This is a genomic window from Pedobacter yonginensis, assembly GCF_003173595.1.
In the GTDB taxonomy this organism is placed as follows: domain Bacteria; phylum Bacteroidota; class Bacteroidia; order Sphingobacteriales; family Sphingobacteriaceae; genus Pedobacter; species Pedobacter yonginense.
In genome coordinates, this window is sequence record NZ_QGNZ01000004.1 from 574,692 (window position 1) to 588,664 (window position 13,973).

Here is a 13,973-nt window from a genome sequence, read left to right on the forward strand (position 1 = left end):
TGTGCTTTCACCTTTAGTCTTTTCGCTTTCTGCTTTCACCTTTAGTCTTTGTGCTTTCAGCTTTGCGCTTTCACCTTTAGTCTTTTCGCTTTTTGCTTTCTGCTTTTACCTTTAGTCTTTGTGCTTCCTGCTTTTACCTTTAGCCTTTTCGCTTTTACCTTTAGTCTTTTCGCTTTCTGCTTTCACCTTTAGTCTTTGCGCTTTCTGCTTTGTACTTTTAATTTTAGCCATTCCGCTTTCTGCTTTGCGCTTTTAATAATATCTTTGCATTTTATAAAATTTTAGTGTTGCCCAGAGGTTTAATCTCTATTGCCAATACTTCATACCCGATATCCAAACATGAAAATATCATATAACTGGTTAAAACAATTTGTACAGATCGATAAAACGCCTGCCGAACTTTCGTTAATTCTAACTAATGTAGGATTAGAGGTAGAAAGTATAGATCAGGTACAGCCTATAATTGGAGGCTTAGAAGGCTTGGTAATTGGAGAAGTTTTAACCTGTGTACAGCATCCAAATGCCGATCGCTTGCGTGTAACAACCGTAAACATCGGCGGATCAGAAAATCTTCAAATTGTATGTGGTGCACCAAATGTAGGCGCAGGACAGCGGGTTATTGTTGCGCCCGTTGGTACAACGGTTTATCCATTAGAAGGAGAACCATTTAAAATTAAAGAATCTAAAATTAGGGGAGAAGTTTCTCAAGGGATGATTTGTGCCGAAGATGAAGTTGGTTTAGGCAAATCTCATGATGGAATCATGATTTTACCGGAGGATGCACCAATTGGAATGTTGGCTAAAAACCATTTCAAAATGGAAGATGATTTCGTTTTCGAAATTGGATTAACACCAAATCGTGCAGATGCAGCTTCGCACTTGGGCGTTGCCAGAGATTTGGCAGGTTACTTCAGAACAAAATATGAAATTCCTAGTCTGGCTGATTTTAAAACAGATAATGAAAATTTGGTGATTCCTGTTGAAGTAGAAGATTTAGAGGCTTGCCCACGATACAGCAGCTTAACGATTTCAGGTGTTACAGTTGCCGATTCTCCCGATTGGCTGAAAGATAAACTAAAAGTAATTGGGTTGCGCCCCATAAACAACATCGTTGATGTTACAAACTACGTGTTGCACAGCTTCGGACAGCCTTTACATGCCTTTGATGCCGATCAAATTGTTGGTGGAAAGGTTATTGTTAAAAAAGTGGCAGAAGGCACGGTGTTTGCCACACTTGATGACGTAGAGAGAAAGTTAAACGCAGATGATTTGATGATTTGTAACGCTGAAGCACCAATGTGTATAGCAGGTGTTTTTGGTGGAAAAACTTCAGGAGTAGCAGCAGAAACTAAGAACATCTTTTTAGAAAGTGCATATTTTAATTCGGTTTCGGTGCGTAAAACATCCAAAAGGCATGGTTTAAAAACCGATGCATCTTTTCGGTTTGAAAGGGGTACAGACCCAGAAATAACCGTTACATCCTTAAAATACGCAGCCTTATTAATCAAGGCCTTAGCCGGTGGCGAAATTTCATCACCTGTTTCTGATATCTACCCTCACCCGATTAAGCCATTTGAGTTTGATGTAACCTACAATGGAATTACAAAATTAATTGGCGCAGACATTCCTGCTGAGGAAATTAAAGCGATAATTTTAGCTTTAGGAATTGAAGCAACCGCAGAAAGTGCAACAGGCTTATCGCTGAAAGTTCCAGCTTACAAAGTAGATGTCACCCGCGAATGCGACGTTACTGAAGAAGTTTTGCGGATTTATGGTTACAATAATATTGAAATCCCGGCAAAAGTAAATGCTTCCCTTTCTTACAGCATAAAGCCAGAAAAGGAAAATACAACCAACACCATTGCCGATTTGTTAACGGCAAATGGATATGCAGAAATTTGGTGCAATTCTTTAACCAAAATGGCTTATTCTAAAAATCTGGATGAAGCCGTACAAATTTTGAATCCTTTAAGTAGCGATTTAAACGTGATGCGCCAAAATTTGTTAATGCCCGCTTTAGAAAGTGTAGCTTATAATCAAAACCGCAAAAATGCAGATGTTAAGTTTTATGAGTTTGGAAAAACCTATCACTTAATTAATGAGAAGTACGTAGAGCGCCCAAGATTGCTCTTGGTTATCTCTGGAGCAAAGCAAAGTGAACAGTGGAATCACAACTCTAAATCGGCTAGTTTCTACAATATAAAATCGGCTGTTGATGCAATCCTTTCTCGTTTGGGCATTTCAAGTTATCAAATGGATACCTTAAACGATGAAAACTTTGCTTATGGCATAAAATATTTCCGTGGAGATAAAACGTTGGTAAGCTTCGGAGCCGTTACAAAAGCAGATCGTAAATTGGCAGATGTGAACGCCGAAGTTTTTTATGCCGATTTTGATTGGGCGGGCTTACTGGATATTGTTAAGAAGAATAAAATTGTAAACAAAGAGGTTTCCAGATACCCACAAGTTCGTCGCGATCTTTCCTTACTGATTGATCAAACCGTTACTTTTGAAGCTTTAAAGGGTATCGCATTTAAAACCGATAAGAAGCTAATAAAAGAAGTTGGGGTGTTTGATGTTTACGTTGGAGACAAATTGCCAGAGGGTAAAAAATCTTATGCGTTAAACTTCATTCTGCAAGATGAGGAGCAAACCCTTACAGATAAGCAGATTGAGCAAACCATGCAAAAATTAATATCCAATTTAACCCAACAAGCGGGCGCAGAAATTAGGAAATAAAATATAAATTCGTATTTTTAGAAATAAATTCATGACTTCTGTTGCAGATCAATTAGATAAAGTAATACAAAAAACAGCCCAAGTAATTGAGTTATGTAATGCTTTGCAAGAAGAAAATGATTTATTAAAGCTTGAAAATCAATCGTTAAAAGTTGCGCTTGATACTGCTAAAGGCAAAAATGTAGAACTAGATGAAAAGCTAAGGGTTACAAAATTGGCCAAAAGTATTGAGGGCACCAGTGAAAAGTCTCTTGACATTAAACAAAAAATTAACGATTTTGTGCGGGAGATTGATAAGAGTATTGCACTGCTTAAAAAATAAGTAATGCAAAAGAATCAGAAACTAAGCTAAACAAATGGGAGAAATCTCGATTAAAATAACCATTTCCGACCGCATTTACCCTTTAAAGGTGAATATGGAAGAGGAAGAAATTGTGAGACGGGCAGCAAAAATGATTAATGAACGCATAAAAGACTACCAAGAAAATTATGCGGTAAGAGATAAGCAGGATTTACTTTCTATGGCAGTTTTGCACTATGCAACAGCCGTATTAAGAACAGAAAACAAAGTACAAAATCAAGATTCTGCTGTTGCTGATAAAGTTGAAGAATTGGATGTTTTATTAAACGATTTCTTTTCAAAATAAGGTACGTTCTTTATATTTTTTGTCATTATGGTTAACTGTGCATCTGTAAATCACGGATGTATAACTGGCATGGCAATATAGTTATAGCACAAAAATATAGCCGCAGCTACTTTTTTGAGTTTCAAATTTTATAAAACTTAACACTTCAATATCTATAGGGTTAAGAGGGCGTATTTCATCTGCTATGGCACCTGAAAATGGCTTAAACCCTAATTATGCTTAGTTGAGGTTTAAAATGTATGAGACTTAAAAAAAATAGTTGCGGTTTTTTTTTACTTAAAAAACAAAATGGAAATAGTTGAAATATTAGGATACGTATTTGCCGTAATAGCAGGTTTAGCTATCGGAGTAGTGGTAGGAAGATTCCTCCTACGTAACTTGTTAAAGCAACAAGAAATTGCTGCTCAAAACAAGGTGAAAAAGATTTTAAAAGATGCAGAAAACAATGCTGAAATTTTAAAAAAGAACAAGCTTTTAGAAGCAAAAGAAAAGTTTTTGCAGCTCAAAGCAGAGCATGAACAAGAAGTTAATGCTAAAAACAACAGCATTAACCAACGCGAAAATACGATGAAACAGAAAGAACAATCTGTTAATCAGCGTATGGAAAACTTCAACAAAAAAGAACAAGAGCTTGATAAGCAAAAAGCACTTTTAGAAAAACAAACCGACCTTGCCATTAAAAAGCAAGAGGAAGTAGAGGTGCTTAAAAATCAGCACTTAACCCAATTAGAATCCATCGCAGGCTTATCTGCTGAAGAAGCTAAAAATCAATTGGTAGAAAATTTGAAAGAGGTGGCGCGGACCCAGGCCATGATTCAGATTAAAGATATTGTTGATGAAGCCAAATTAACAGCAAGTAAAGAAGCTAAAAAAGTGGTTATTCAAACCATTCAACGTACCGCTACCGAAGCTGCCATTGAAAACTCAGTATCTATCTTTCACATCGAAAGTGATGAAATTAAAGGGCGTGTTATTGGCAGGGAAGGAAGAAACATCCGTGCATTAGAAGCCGCAACAGGAATCGAAATTATTGTAGATGATACTCCAGAAGCCATCATTTTATCCGGTTTCGACCCAGTAAGAAGAGAGATTGCTCGTTTAGCATTGCACCGTTTGGTAACAGATGGTCGGATCCATCCAGCACGTATCGAGGAGATTGTTGCTAAAACCAAAAAGCAAATTGAAGATGAGATTGTAGAAATTGGTGAGCGTACCGTAATCGATCTAGGAATCCATGGTTTACACCCTGAACTGATCCGTATGGTTGGTCGTATGCGTTACCGTTCTTCTTACGGACAAAATCTTTTACATCACTCTCGCGAAGTTGCTAATTTCTGCGCTACAATGGCCGCTGAATTAGGCTTAAATGCTAAGATGGCTAAACGTGCAGGTTTATTGCACGATATAGGCAAGGTGCCTGATGATAATCCAGAATTGCCACACGCAATTTTAGGTATGCAATTGGCCGAAAAATATAAAGAACATCCAGAAATTTGCAATGCAATTGGAGCTCACCACGATGAAATCGAAATGACATCGATGATTTCTCCAATCATACAAGCATGTGACGCCATATCAGGTGCTCGTCCTGGTGCGCGCCGTGAGGTGGTAGAAAGTTATATCAAACGCCTAAAAGATTTAGAAGAATTGGCACTTTCTTATCCAGGTGTAGAAAAAACCTTCGCCATTCAGGCTGGTAGAGAATTGAGGGTAATTGTAGAAAGTGAGCGTATTACCGATGCGCAGGCAGAATTATTAGCTGCGGATATTTCTACCCGTATCCAAACCGAAATGACTTACCCAGGTCAGATCAAGGTTACTGTAATCAGAGAAACACGTTCTGTAGCATTTGCAAAGTAGCAAATTGCGCCAAATTAGGTAATTACACAGATTTTATATAAAAGCGATGACAATGTTCATCGCTTTTTTTATTTTTACAAAAGATGAGCAAGCAAAAAACTAATACTGAAATTAAGCGACCAGTTGATGTTTATTTTGATAAATATCAGGAAAGCCATAACAATCAAACCAATGAAATTATCCATTGGATATGTGTTCCGTTAATTGTATTCAGCTTATTGGGCTTAGTTTGGGCTATTCCTTTTCCATATATTGGCTTTCTAGGTCGATATAATGGTTATGTAAACTGGGCTTCCTTTCTTATTGCCTTTTCTATTTATTACTATTACCGACTGTCACCCGTATTGTCGTACATGATGTTGTTGCTTGTTTTCTTAATGAGTTGGGGCATTGTGTCGTTAGAAAATTGGGAGAAAGTAGGTGGGCCTGCTTTGTGGCAAGTATCATTAGCCATTTTTGCATTGGCTTGGATTGGTCAATTCATCGGGCACAAAATTGAAGGCAAAAAGCCATCATTTTTAGATGATGTTAAATTCCTGTTAATAGGTCCGATTTGGTTATTGCACTTCATTTGTAAGAAAGCGGGTATAAAATACTAATCCGCCCATAGGTAACATTAAGTTAACATTTAGCTAAACAAAACTTAATTAACATCTAACTTGCAGGTAACATTGTGGTAATAGCTTTGCCTAAAATTAAACATAGGCAAATTGGACTTAATCACAATTTTTAAAAAATCGGCATTAACAATGCTGATTTCATTTCTAAGCATTGTAGCTTACGCACAAACAGGTAAAATTTCTGGAGTAATATCCGATAAAAAAACTGGCGAAACCTTAATTGGTGTTACCGTGAAAATTAAGGGTACCACAAAAGGTGTTTCAACAGATGTTGATGGTCGTTATAGCCTTCAAGCTATGGCGTCTGGAAAATACACCTTAGAGTTCTCTTATGTAGGGTATCAAACGAAAGAAATTTCTGATGTTGAGGTAAAGGCTCCAGCAGTTACCAGTTTAAACGTTATTTTAAACGAAGCTAACGGCCAAAATTTACAAGAGGTAGTAGTTAGGGCTAGTTTCAAGCAAGAGTCAATTAACTCATTATATGCCAGCCAAAAAAACAGCGCAGTAATTTCTGATGGTGTTTCCAGCGATCAAATCAAAAAGTCGCCAGATAGAAACACATCTGATGTGTTGAAACGGGTAAGTGGTGCAACCATTCAAGATAATAAGTTCGTTGTAATCAGGGGCTTAGGAGATCGTTACAATACGGCAACGCTTGATGGTTCTTCATTACCAAGTACAGAGCCAAATCGTAAAGCTTTCTCATTTGATATCGTACCTTCCAATTTGGTTGATAATCTAATCGTTAGTAAGACAGCCACACCAGATTTGCCTGCCGACTTTACCGGTGGTGCAATTCAGATTTCTACAAAAGATATTCCAGACAAAAACTTTATTAGTTTTGGTGTAGGTACAGGCTATAATACCGCATCTACTTTTAAAGATTTCAAAAGCGGAGCTAGAAATGCCACTGATTATTTTGGCTTTGATAATGGTGACCGCGCGCTACCAAGCAATTTCCCATCACGACTTAAAATTGCAAATGGGATTACCACTGAGCAAGGCATTGCAGCAATGAAATCACTTTCTAGAGACTGGAATATCTATAATAACACCGCTCTTCCAACTCAAAACTATCAATTTACGATTGGTAGGGTTAAAGAGTTTAAAAATGAGAACAAATTAGGCGCATTATTTTCGCTTACCTACAGAAACTCACAAACCATAAATAACGATGTAATTCGCGATTACGTGAATTTTGATTATCACGATAACATTTACCGGTTTTCTACAAACTTAGGTGCACTAGCAAACTTTGCTTACTCTTTTGGTAAAAATAAAATCACGTTCAAGAATATCTACAATAGAGCTTATGATGATTCATACCTGGAAAGAAACGGTTTCAACAGTGATAGAGGAAGAGATATTAAATTCTACGCTTTCGATTTACTTCAAAAATCGTTGTTTAAATCAACTATCGAAGGTAACCACGCAATTGGTGAGTCGAGCTCGAAAATTAACTGGTCATTAAGTTATGCCAACATCTTAAACGATCAACCAGATCAAAAAAAGATTTCTTACCAAAGAAACCCTCAAGACGCTGGCACCGATCAATATAGATATGTTGCAAGTACAGGTACATTGAGTAAAGAGAACTCAAGATTGTTTTCTAAACTAAACGAAGATAATTACAGTGGCGGTGTAAACTATACCTTGCCTTTGAAAATGTTTGGCCAGATTTCGACTTTCAAAGCTGGCGTAAGTAGTATTTACAGAGACAGAACTTTCGATGCTAGATTTGTTGGCTTTAAAGCAAACACAAGTGCGCCTAATGCGGATGAAATTAGTACAAGACCGATAAGCAGATTATATGCGCTAGATGCAATCAACAGTGGCGCTTATACTTTAGATGATATTTCTGCGGATGGAGATAGCTACAATGCACATTCACTAACCAATGCAGGTTATTTAATGTTGGATAACAAGTTTGGCGAAAAATCTCGATTGGTTTGGGGCTTAAGAGTTGAGCAATTTAACGTTGTCCTGGATTCTAAAGTACCTTCTCCTCAAACATCAGTAGATGATAATTATGTTGACTTTTTACCCTCAGCAAATTATACCTATAGCCTTACGCCAAAGATCAATTTGAGGGCATCTTACTACCGTACTTTAGCTAGACCTGAATTTAGGGAGCTAGCATCAGCAGCGATTTATGATTATGAATTACTGGCGCTACAACAGGGAAATCCAAATCTGAAAGAAGCAAAGATTGATAACGCTGATATTCGTTTTGAATTTTACCCACAGGCAGGGCAAATTATTTCGATATCAGGTTTTTACAAAAAATTCCACAATGCTATAGAATCTTTTAATAGTGATGGAGGATCTTCAAGAATAATCACATTTATCAATTCAGATAAAGTTGATGTTTATGGAGTGGAGTTGGAGTTCAGAAAGAGTTTAGATTTTATACTGAATACCGACTTTATGAAAAAAACAACTTTCTACACCAACCTTTCCCTAATCAAATCGAAAGTTGAAACCAACAATACCGGGCTAAATTTAAAAGATACCAACAGGCCATTGGTTGGTCAAGCACCTTATATTATTAACGCAGGTTTACAACACAGCTTCTTGGAAGACAAATTGAACTTCAATGTACTTTACAATAGGGTAGGTCGTAAGCTGAATGTTGCAGGTGGTGTGTTATTCCCTGCAATATGGGAAGCGCCAAGAAATGTTGTCGACTTGCAACTTGCATTAAAAGTTATCAAAAACAGAGGCGAAATTAAATTCAACGCTAACGATATTTTGAATAATCGCATTACACAGTATTATGATAACGATTTAGATAAAAAGTATGATATAGCGAGAGGAGATGAAACCATCAGCAGCTATAAACCTGGGGTTAATTTCTCTCTAGCTTTCTCCTATAATTTCTAATGTTAATTATAGAATTTAATCTTTTGTAATCCTTAACAATAATTTAAAGTTGTATTAATCTGTGTGTTACATTATAGTTACACCTTTGAGAAAAGTAAAAACAAAATAAAATGAAAAAACAATTATTACTTTGCGCAATGAGCGTAGTGGTTTTCTTAGCAAGTTGTTCAAAAAATACTGTTGAAGAAGATATCAACCCGCCATTAGCTGCCAATACGGTAGAAGTTTCGGGCGATTTAACGGCTAACACCTCTTGGACTGCAGATAAGATTTATGTATTAAAGGGAAATGTTTTTGTAACCAATAATGCAACTTTAAACATTGCTGCAGGAACAATCATCAAAGGTGATAAAGCTACAAAAGGTGCTTTAGTTATTACTAGAGGTGCTAAAATCAATGCAGTAGGTACGGTTGATAAACCAATTGTATTTACTTCAAGTATTGCTAGTGGTGCCCGCAAAGAAGGTGATTGGGGAGGTGTAATTTTATTAGGTAAAGCACAAAACAATTTAGGTACTTCTGTGCCAATAGAAGGTATATCTGATGCTACTGATAAAGGTAAGCACGGTGGTACTGATAATGCAGATAATTCTGGTACAATGAAATATGTGCGTATTGAGTACGCTGGTATCGCACTAAGTCCTGATAATGAGATTAACGGATTAACTTTTGGCTCGGTAGGTTCAGGTACAACAATTGATTATATTGAAGTTTATCGTTCAGGTGATGATGCTTTCGAATGGTTTGGTGGTGCTGTAAACTGTACGCACTTATTAGCTATTGATTCATGGGATGACGATTTCGATACAGACAATGGTTTCTCAGGAAAAGTTCAATTTGGTTTAGCACAACGTTTAGCTGTAACTGCCGATGTTTCAGGATCAAATGGTTTCGAATCAGATAACAACGCCGCTGGTGATAATGCTGTTCCTCAAACCTCTGCTGTGTTCTCTAACATGACAATTTTAGGCCCAGTGGGTTCAGGTGGTAGCAGCATTAATGCTAACTTCCAACACGGTGCTCAAATTCGTCGTAACTCGGCAATTAGTATTTTCAATTCTGTAATTGTAGGTTATACTGAAGGTATTTTCTATGATGATGCATTACCTGCTGGTGGAACATTAAACTCTTCAGGAAATCTTGTTGCTGGCAGATCAGTATTCGCTAACAACTTAATTTACAATAGCAATAGCAAATCAAATCAAGTAAAAGCTTCTAATGCCACGGCTTTAGCACTTGTTAATCCATTATTAGTAGCTGTAAATATTTTTGACCCAGCGGCTTTAGCGGCAAGCATCTTTACTGATCCATATAAATATTCAGCAGATTTAGTTGCAACAGCTCGCGTTGGTACACCTAACTTCACAGTGGTTGCGAGTTCAGCAGCAGCAAGTGGAGCGGCATTCACAAACGCAAAATTAACGGCTGGCTTCACATCAGTAGCTTATAAAGGTGCTTTTGGTTCTGAAAACTGGGCTTCTGGTTGGGCGCATTTCGATCCTCAAACATTAGCTTATACTACGCCAGGTGCAGTAAAATAATTAAAACCTATAAACCAAAAAAGCCAGAAAATTATTTCTGGCTTTTTTGGTTTAAAAAGAAATTCAATAGATCGTTTCAGCTGCTAACGCTAAGTGAGGCGTTCGTAAGTAACATCATTGAATGCCTTTTCTATTGCTTCATGAAGGGCACAAATCTAAAGCTATGGGCTCTGAATCAGCAAAACTTAACGTAAATTCCTTAATTAGTTTCTACCTCTGCTTTTGTTTTTTTTACCGACTTCGGTCTAGCCGCCTTAGTTATAGCATCCACAGGGGGAGTCGTTTCCAATTCAACAGGCTCAAGCTCAGGTTTAGACTCAATGGAAAGCTTTTTTACAATCTTTTTCGAGAATCTTTCTATCGCCTTATCTGATTTCTTAACCTTTCCAAGCTGAGCAATCAACTCTTTAATTTGTACTGTTAAAGTTAATTCTAGCGCTTTTTTTTCTTTTTTATTGGCCGACTGGCTTTTTAATTTAGACTTACTTTTTTTCATATACCTTTTGTGTGCTCAAAGATATGTTATCGTAAAATTAAATCCATATTATGATTATGTTAACAACATCTAATCGGGTTAACATACAAAATATTTAAGGTAGCTTTAAGAAAGTCTGATTTTAATCACTGAAATGATGAATGTAAATTATTTGATTGTAGCCGCAGTTCTAGCCATTGTTCTCGCCCTTATCATTTTCATTATTCGCAGGAATAAGAAAGATGAAAAGAAATTCGAGCAAGATGTAATCGATACAGAACTTGGGCCAGAAAAAGATGATAAAGAGAATGCCTAAAAATGTGTTCCCCGCACAATCTCGCCACCTAAATCTAACGTGTTTTGAAACTCCTCTAAATACTGAAGTAGGTGTCTTTCTGCATTAGCAAATGACGTAAAGGTGGATGCTGGCCGGTTGCCATCCAAATGGCTTTTACTTTTGTAGTACAAACTCGTTTGAAACACAAAAACTTTTTCATCAGATATTGGAGACATGATTCTAGCCTTAACGGGATGATATGAATTTCAACAAAGTATTCTTTTATGATGGTATAAATTACAGCTGACATAGGGATTGTTAATAGTTAATTCAATTTAAGTATTTAAATATACCTCCAATCTACAACGATTGAGTGTGTTATTGATAAGATAACATCAATTTAACATTGAATTAATTTTATTTTAACTTCAATCTGGCATACGTTATTTCTTAATTGGCTCGTAAGCATACACAATCTCATATTTAATGTGCTTAAGGTCAACGGCAACCTCACCAATTCTTAAATCCGTGGCTTGGGGCGTTGGCTCGCAGAAAGAATACTTTTTGCCTTTATATGTAATGTATTGGCCTATCGGTTTTTCAAACTGTACCGCCATGGTTAAGTGGGTGGGGTAGAGGATTGCAATCATCGGCAAATCATAAATTTCTTTTACCAAAAAGAAAAACAAGCCCGCCCGATCATCACAGTCGCTGTACTTATTGAGCAAGGTTTGTTCGGGAGATAAACGTTTCTCTTTCCCGAAATTCTGTTCGTCGTTTTCATACAGAAAAGCATAGCGCGTAAACCTCATCAAATAATCTACACCTTTTTTCTGATTCATCCCCTTTAAGTTGTTTTTTAAAATAGGAATTAGAGAGCTATACGTTTCTCTACTGATGGGAATATTAAAATAGGTTTCAAAATCAACAATGGGATAGTTTTTAAAAATGGCTTCCACATTTTCATTTACCCTTAATTTGAAATGATATATTTTCTGGCGGTAATTAAATTCCACGTCTTTTTCTTCATAACTCTCTGGCTTAAAATCCGGCATCCTGGTCACTTTGTAAGAAAAGGAATTTTTTGCCTCCGGGAAGCTTAGGTTTATGGGCTTGTAGGTATCAGCTTGCTTAAATAGCTTTCCGTAATCATGATAATTTAAACACATGTACTTCTGTCCATCAATCATAAAGAACGGAATATCACTAATGTCTTCATCGTTCCGAACGTAAAAAATAATCTGTTCGTTGCCCACCGCTATTCGTGCATCATAACCACACTTGTTTAGTAAATACCACTTATAGAGGGTGTATCGAAAATAATTATCGGCCTTAGGGCTAACTTGTTCAGCTGTTTTCCTAATCAGTTGATAGTAAATCCAATCGTTTAAATTGTATTTGTTTTTGTATTCTTTTAACGAAACAATGAGTGAGGTGGGATTATTTAAGTTGATTTGCTTATAAAATTCTATAACTGCATTTGGGGATGCAATTTTTGGGGTGTTAATTTCAGAAGAAGAATCCGTACTGAAATTGAAGGTGCCATTATAAAAATCAAAAGAATGGTTTTGCGCAGCAACCGTAAAAAATTCTACAGAAATGCACATTAAGAAAAATGTATTTAAAAAATATTTGCAAACCCTACTCATCAATCGCTTAAATATTTGGTTAAATAAATTTAACCATAAATAATACAAAAGCAACAATTTCTTTATGTGAGGAATAGACCTTTAAGTTAACATAAAATTAACATTAGGTGGGTTTTACATGGATTGATGGGTTTCATTTTTAGCCAAGCCATATAAGGAAGTTCTCAAAAATTTCAATAAAGAAACGTTGCAATTTCTACAACCTATATTTTCAATAAAAATGGGTCTACCAATTCTGATTTTAAGTACATGGCCCTTTTTGTTAAAAAGTTCAGATATCAGTTTTGCAGTTTGCAATGAAGGATGAATTAATTTTAACAAACTAAAAAACAGGCCATTATTGCCATGAAAATAAACGGGTAAAATGGGCACATTTGCCTTTGATATGATTTTGCCAACCACGGGGTGCCACTCCCGATCTGTAATTTGGTTGGTTTTTATCTTATAGGAGGAAACTTCACCAGCGGGAAAAATGGCGACGGGTTGTCCAGCTTTCAAAGCGTTTAAGGTCGTTTTCAGTCCACTTATACTCGAAGCATCGATCACGTTTTCAAAAGGGTTAACCGCAATGATGCACTTCTCTAAATTTGGAATTTTCTTCAGCAGAAAGTTTCCCATAAATAGCGTATCTGGTCTGTGTTTTGCTAAAGTGCTCAATAAAGCCAACGACTCAATTGCACCGTAAGGATGATTGGCAATTGCGATAAATGCACCATGCTGTGGAATGTTAATTAAATCACGTGCATCAACTTCTAATCTTACCCCTAAAATTTCTAGCAAATGAGTGGCAAATTCCTGCCCTTCAAGCTCATTCGCATCTTTAATAATCCCATTAAAATCGTTAATTTTTAAAAACTTCATTAAAAAAGAAGCCAAACCAGGAATAGGCACATTGCAAATGCCTGTTGCCTTAGAAAAATTTTCTTTAGAGATTACCGTCATAGATTGAATTTAAAAAAATTGATTAATCAAAATCAACCTGCTTAAGAAGGAGTTAAATGGTTTGAGCTAAATACAAGTTTGGAAACATTCGATGCTCATAAATCGAAAGGGTATCGCAGCTCATACAGAGTATTTAAAGATAATAGATTAATGTGAAAGTATTCGGTATTTATTTGTTAAGGAATGGTATAAATAAATATCCAACAAATAACATTTCATTAATATCAAATTAACAAGGCCAGCTTACTTTTGTGGTATAAATATTTGGTTAGTATTTATAAAGTTTAGGTTAGTTGATAATAAAAAACCCAGATGGATGTCTGGGTTTTTTTATTTT

The 13,973-nt window shown here is 36.3% G+C and carries 12 protein-coding genes; 8 read left to right on the forward strand and 4 right to left on the reverse strand.

The features are described from left to right. Window positions 1-339: 339 nt before the first annotated feature. The 7 genes from pheT (at window position 340) to DHW03_RS17445 (ending at window position 10,293) form a co-directional block, all read left to right on the forward strand. Window positions 340-2,739: a phenylalanine--tRNA ligase subunit beta gene (gene pheT / locus DHW03_RS17415; RefSeq protein WP_109927113.1), complete on the forward strand. Its 2,400-nt coding sequence runs from the start codon at window positions 340-342 to the stop codon at window positions 2,737-2,739. 31 nt (window positions 2,740-2,770) lie between these two features. Beyond that, window positions 2,771-3,061, forward strand: a complete 291-nt coding sequence (locus DHW03_RS17420; RefSeq protein WP_109927114.1) for a hypothetical protein — start codon at window positions 2,771-2,773, stop codon at window positions 3,059-3,061. A 34-nt stretch (window positions 3,062-3,095) separates the two neighbouring features. Next, window positions 3,096-3,386, forward strand: a complete 291-nt coding sequence (locus DHW03_RS17425; protein WP_109927115.1) for a cell division protein ZapA — start codon at window positions 3,096-3,098, stop codon at window positions 3,384-3,386. A gap of 288 nt (window positions 3,387-3,674) precedes the next feature. Next, window positions 3,675-5,246, forward strand: a complete 1,572-nt coding sequence (gene rny / locus DHW03_RS17430; RefSeq protein ID WP_109927116.1) for a ribonuclease Y — start codon at window positions 3,675-3,677, stop codon at window positions 5,244-5,246. A gap of 83 nt (window positions 5,247-5,329) precedes the next feature. Then, window positions 5,330-5,845 carry an Mpo1 family 2-hydroxy fatty acid dioxygenase gene (locus DHW03_RS17435; RefSeq protein ID WP_109927117.1) on the forward strand — a complete coding sequence of 172 codons (516 nt, stop codon included), beginning with the start codon at window positions 5,330-5,332 and terminating at the stop codon, window positions 5,843-5,845. Between the two features lie 150 nt (window positions 5,846-5,995). Then, on the forward strand, window positions 5,996-8,752 hold the full coding sequence (locus DHW03_RS17440; RefSeq protein ID WP_109927237.1) for a TonB-dependent receptor: 2,757 nt from the start codon (window positions 5,996-5,998) through the stop codon (window positions 8,750-8,752). A 110-nt stretch (window positions 8,753-8,862) separates the two neighbouring features. Next, window positions 8,863-10,293 carry a hypothetical protein gene (locus tag DHW03_RS17445; RefSeq protein ID WP_109927118.1) on the forward strand — a complete coding sequence of 477 codons (1,431 nt, stop codon included), beginning with the start codon at window positions 8,863-8,865 and terminating at the stop codon, window positions 10,291-10,293. A 199-nt stretch (window positions 10,294-10,492) separates the two neighbouring features. On the opposite strand, the gene DHW03_RS17450 is transcribed toward DHW03_RS17445, so the two are convergent. Then, window positions 10,493-10,789 (reverse strand): hypothetical protein, encoded by a 297-nt coding sequence (locus tag DHW03_RS17450; RefSeq protein WP_109927119.1) that lies wholly within the window; start codon window positions 10,787-10,789, stop codon window positions 10,493-10,495. Between the two features lie 133 nt (window positions 10,790-10,922). Here DHW03_RS17450 and DHW03_RS19360 point away from each other — a divergent pair, with 133 nt between their 5' ends. Continuing rightward, complete coding sequence (locus DHW03_RS19360; protein ID WP_165825432.1) at window positions 10,923-11,084, forward strand: FeoB-associated Cys-rich membrane protein; 162 nt, start codon at window positions 10,923-10,925, stop codon at window positions 11,082-11,084. Here the strand turns inward: DHW03_RS19360 and DHW03_RS17455 are convergent. The 3 genes from DHW03_RS17455 to DHW03_RS17465 form a co-directional block, all read right to left on the reverse strand. Next, window positions 11,081-11,281, reverse strand: coding sequence for a hypothetical protein (locus DHW03_RS17455; protein WP_109927120.1), 201 nt, complete (start codon window positions 11,279-11,281; stop codon window positions 11,081-11,083). The two genes, DHW03_RS19360 and DHW03_RS17455, sit on opposite strands and share 4 nt — an antisense overlap. 207 nt (window positions 11,282-11,488) lie before the next feature. Beyond that, window positions 11,489-12,652, reverse strand: coding sequence for a hypothetical protein (locus DHW03_RS17460; protein ID WP_109927121.1), 1,164 nt, complete (start codon window positions 12,650-12,652; stop codon window positions 11,489-11,491). Between the two features lie 156 nt (window positions 12,653-12,808). Further along, window positions 12,809-13,636: a lysophospholipid acyltransferase family protein gene (locus DHW03_RS17465; protein ID WP_109927122.1), complete on the reverse strand. Its 828-nt coding sequence runs from the start codon at window positions 13,634-13,636 to the stop codon at window positions 12,809-12,811. Window positions 13,637-13,973 lie beyond the last annotated feature (337 nt).

Excerpts from the sequence above, each read along its gene's own strand:
- DHW03_RS17425 (WP_109927115.1), top strand. The coding sequence starts at position 3,096 with ATGGGAGAAATCTCGATTAAAATAACCATTTCCGACCGCATTTACCCT.
- DHW03_RS17440 (WP_109927237.1), top strand. The coding sequence starts at position 5,996 with ATGCTGATTTCATTTCTAAGCATTGTAGCTTACGCACAAACAGGTAAA.
- DHW03_RS17420 (WP_109927114.1), top strand. The coding sequence starts at position 2,771 with ATGACTTCTGTTGCAGATCAATTAGATAAAGTAATACAAAAAACAGCC.
- DHW03_RS19360 (WP_165825432.1), top strand. The coding sequence starts at position 10,923 with ATGATGAATGTAAATTATTTGATTGTAGCCGCAGTTCTAGCCATTGTT.
- DHW03_RS17460 (WP_109927121.1), bottom strand. The coding sequence starts at position 12,652 with ATGTGCATTTCTGTAGAATTTTTTACGGTTGCTGCGCAAAACCATTCT.
- DHW03_RS17445 (WP_109927118.1), top strand. The coding sequence starts at position 8,863 with ATGAAAAAACAATTATTACTTTGCGCAATGAGCGTAGTGGTTTTCTTA.
- DHW03_RS17455 (WP_109927120.1), bottom strand. The coding sequence starts at position 11,281 with ATGTCTCCAATATCTGATGAAAAAGTTTTTGTGTTTCAAACGAGTTTG.
- DHW03_RS17465 (WP_109927122.1), bottom strand. The coding sequence starts at position 13,636 with ATGACGGTAATCTCTAAAGAAAATTTTTCTAAGGCAACAGGCATTTGC.
- pheT (WP_109927113.1), top strand. The coding sequence starts at position 340 with ATGAAAATATCATATAACTGGTTAAAACAATTTGTACAGATCGATAAA.
- DHW03_RS17450 (WP_109927119.1), bottom strand. The coding sequence starts at position 10,789 with ATGAAAAAAAGTAAGTCTAAATTAAAAAGCCAGTCGGCCAATAAAAAA.
- DHW03_RS17435 (WP_109927117.1), top strand. The coding sequence starts at position 5,330 with ATGAGCAAGCAAAAAACTAATACTGAAATTAAGCGACCAGTTGATGTT.
- rny (WP_109927116.1), top strand. The coding sequence starts at position 3,675 with ATGGAAATAGTTGAAATATTAGGATACGTATTTGCCGTAATAGCAGGT.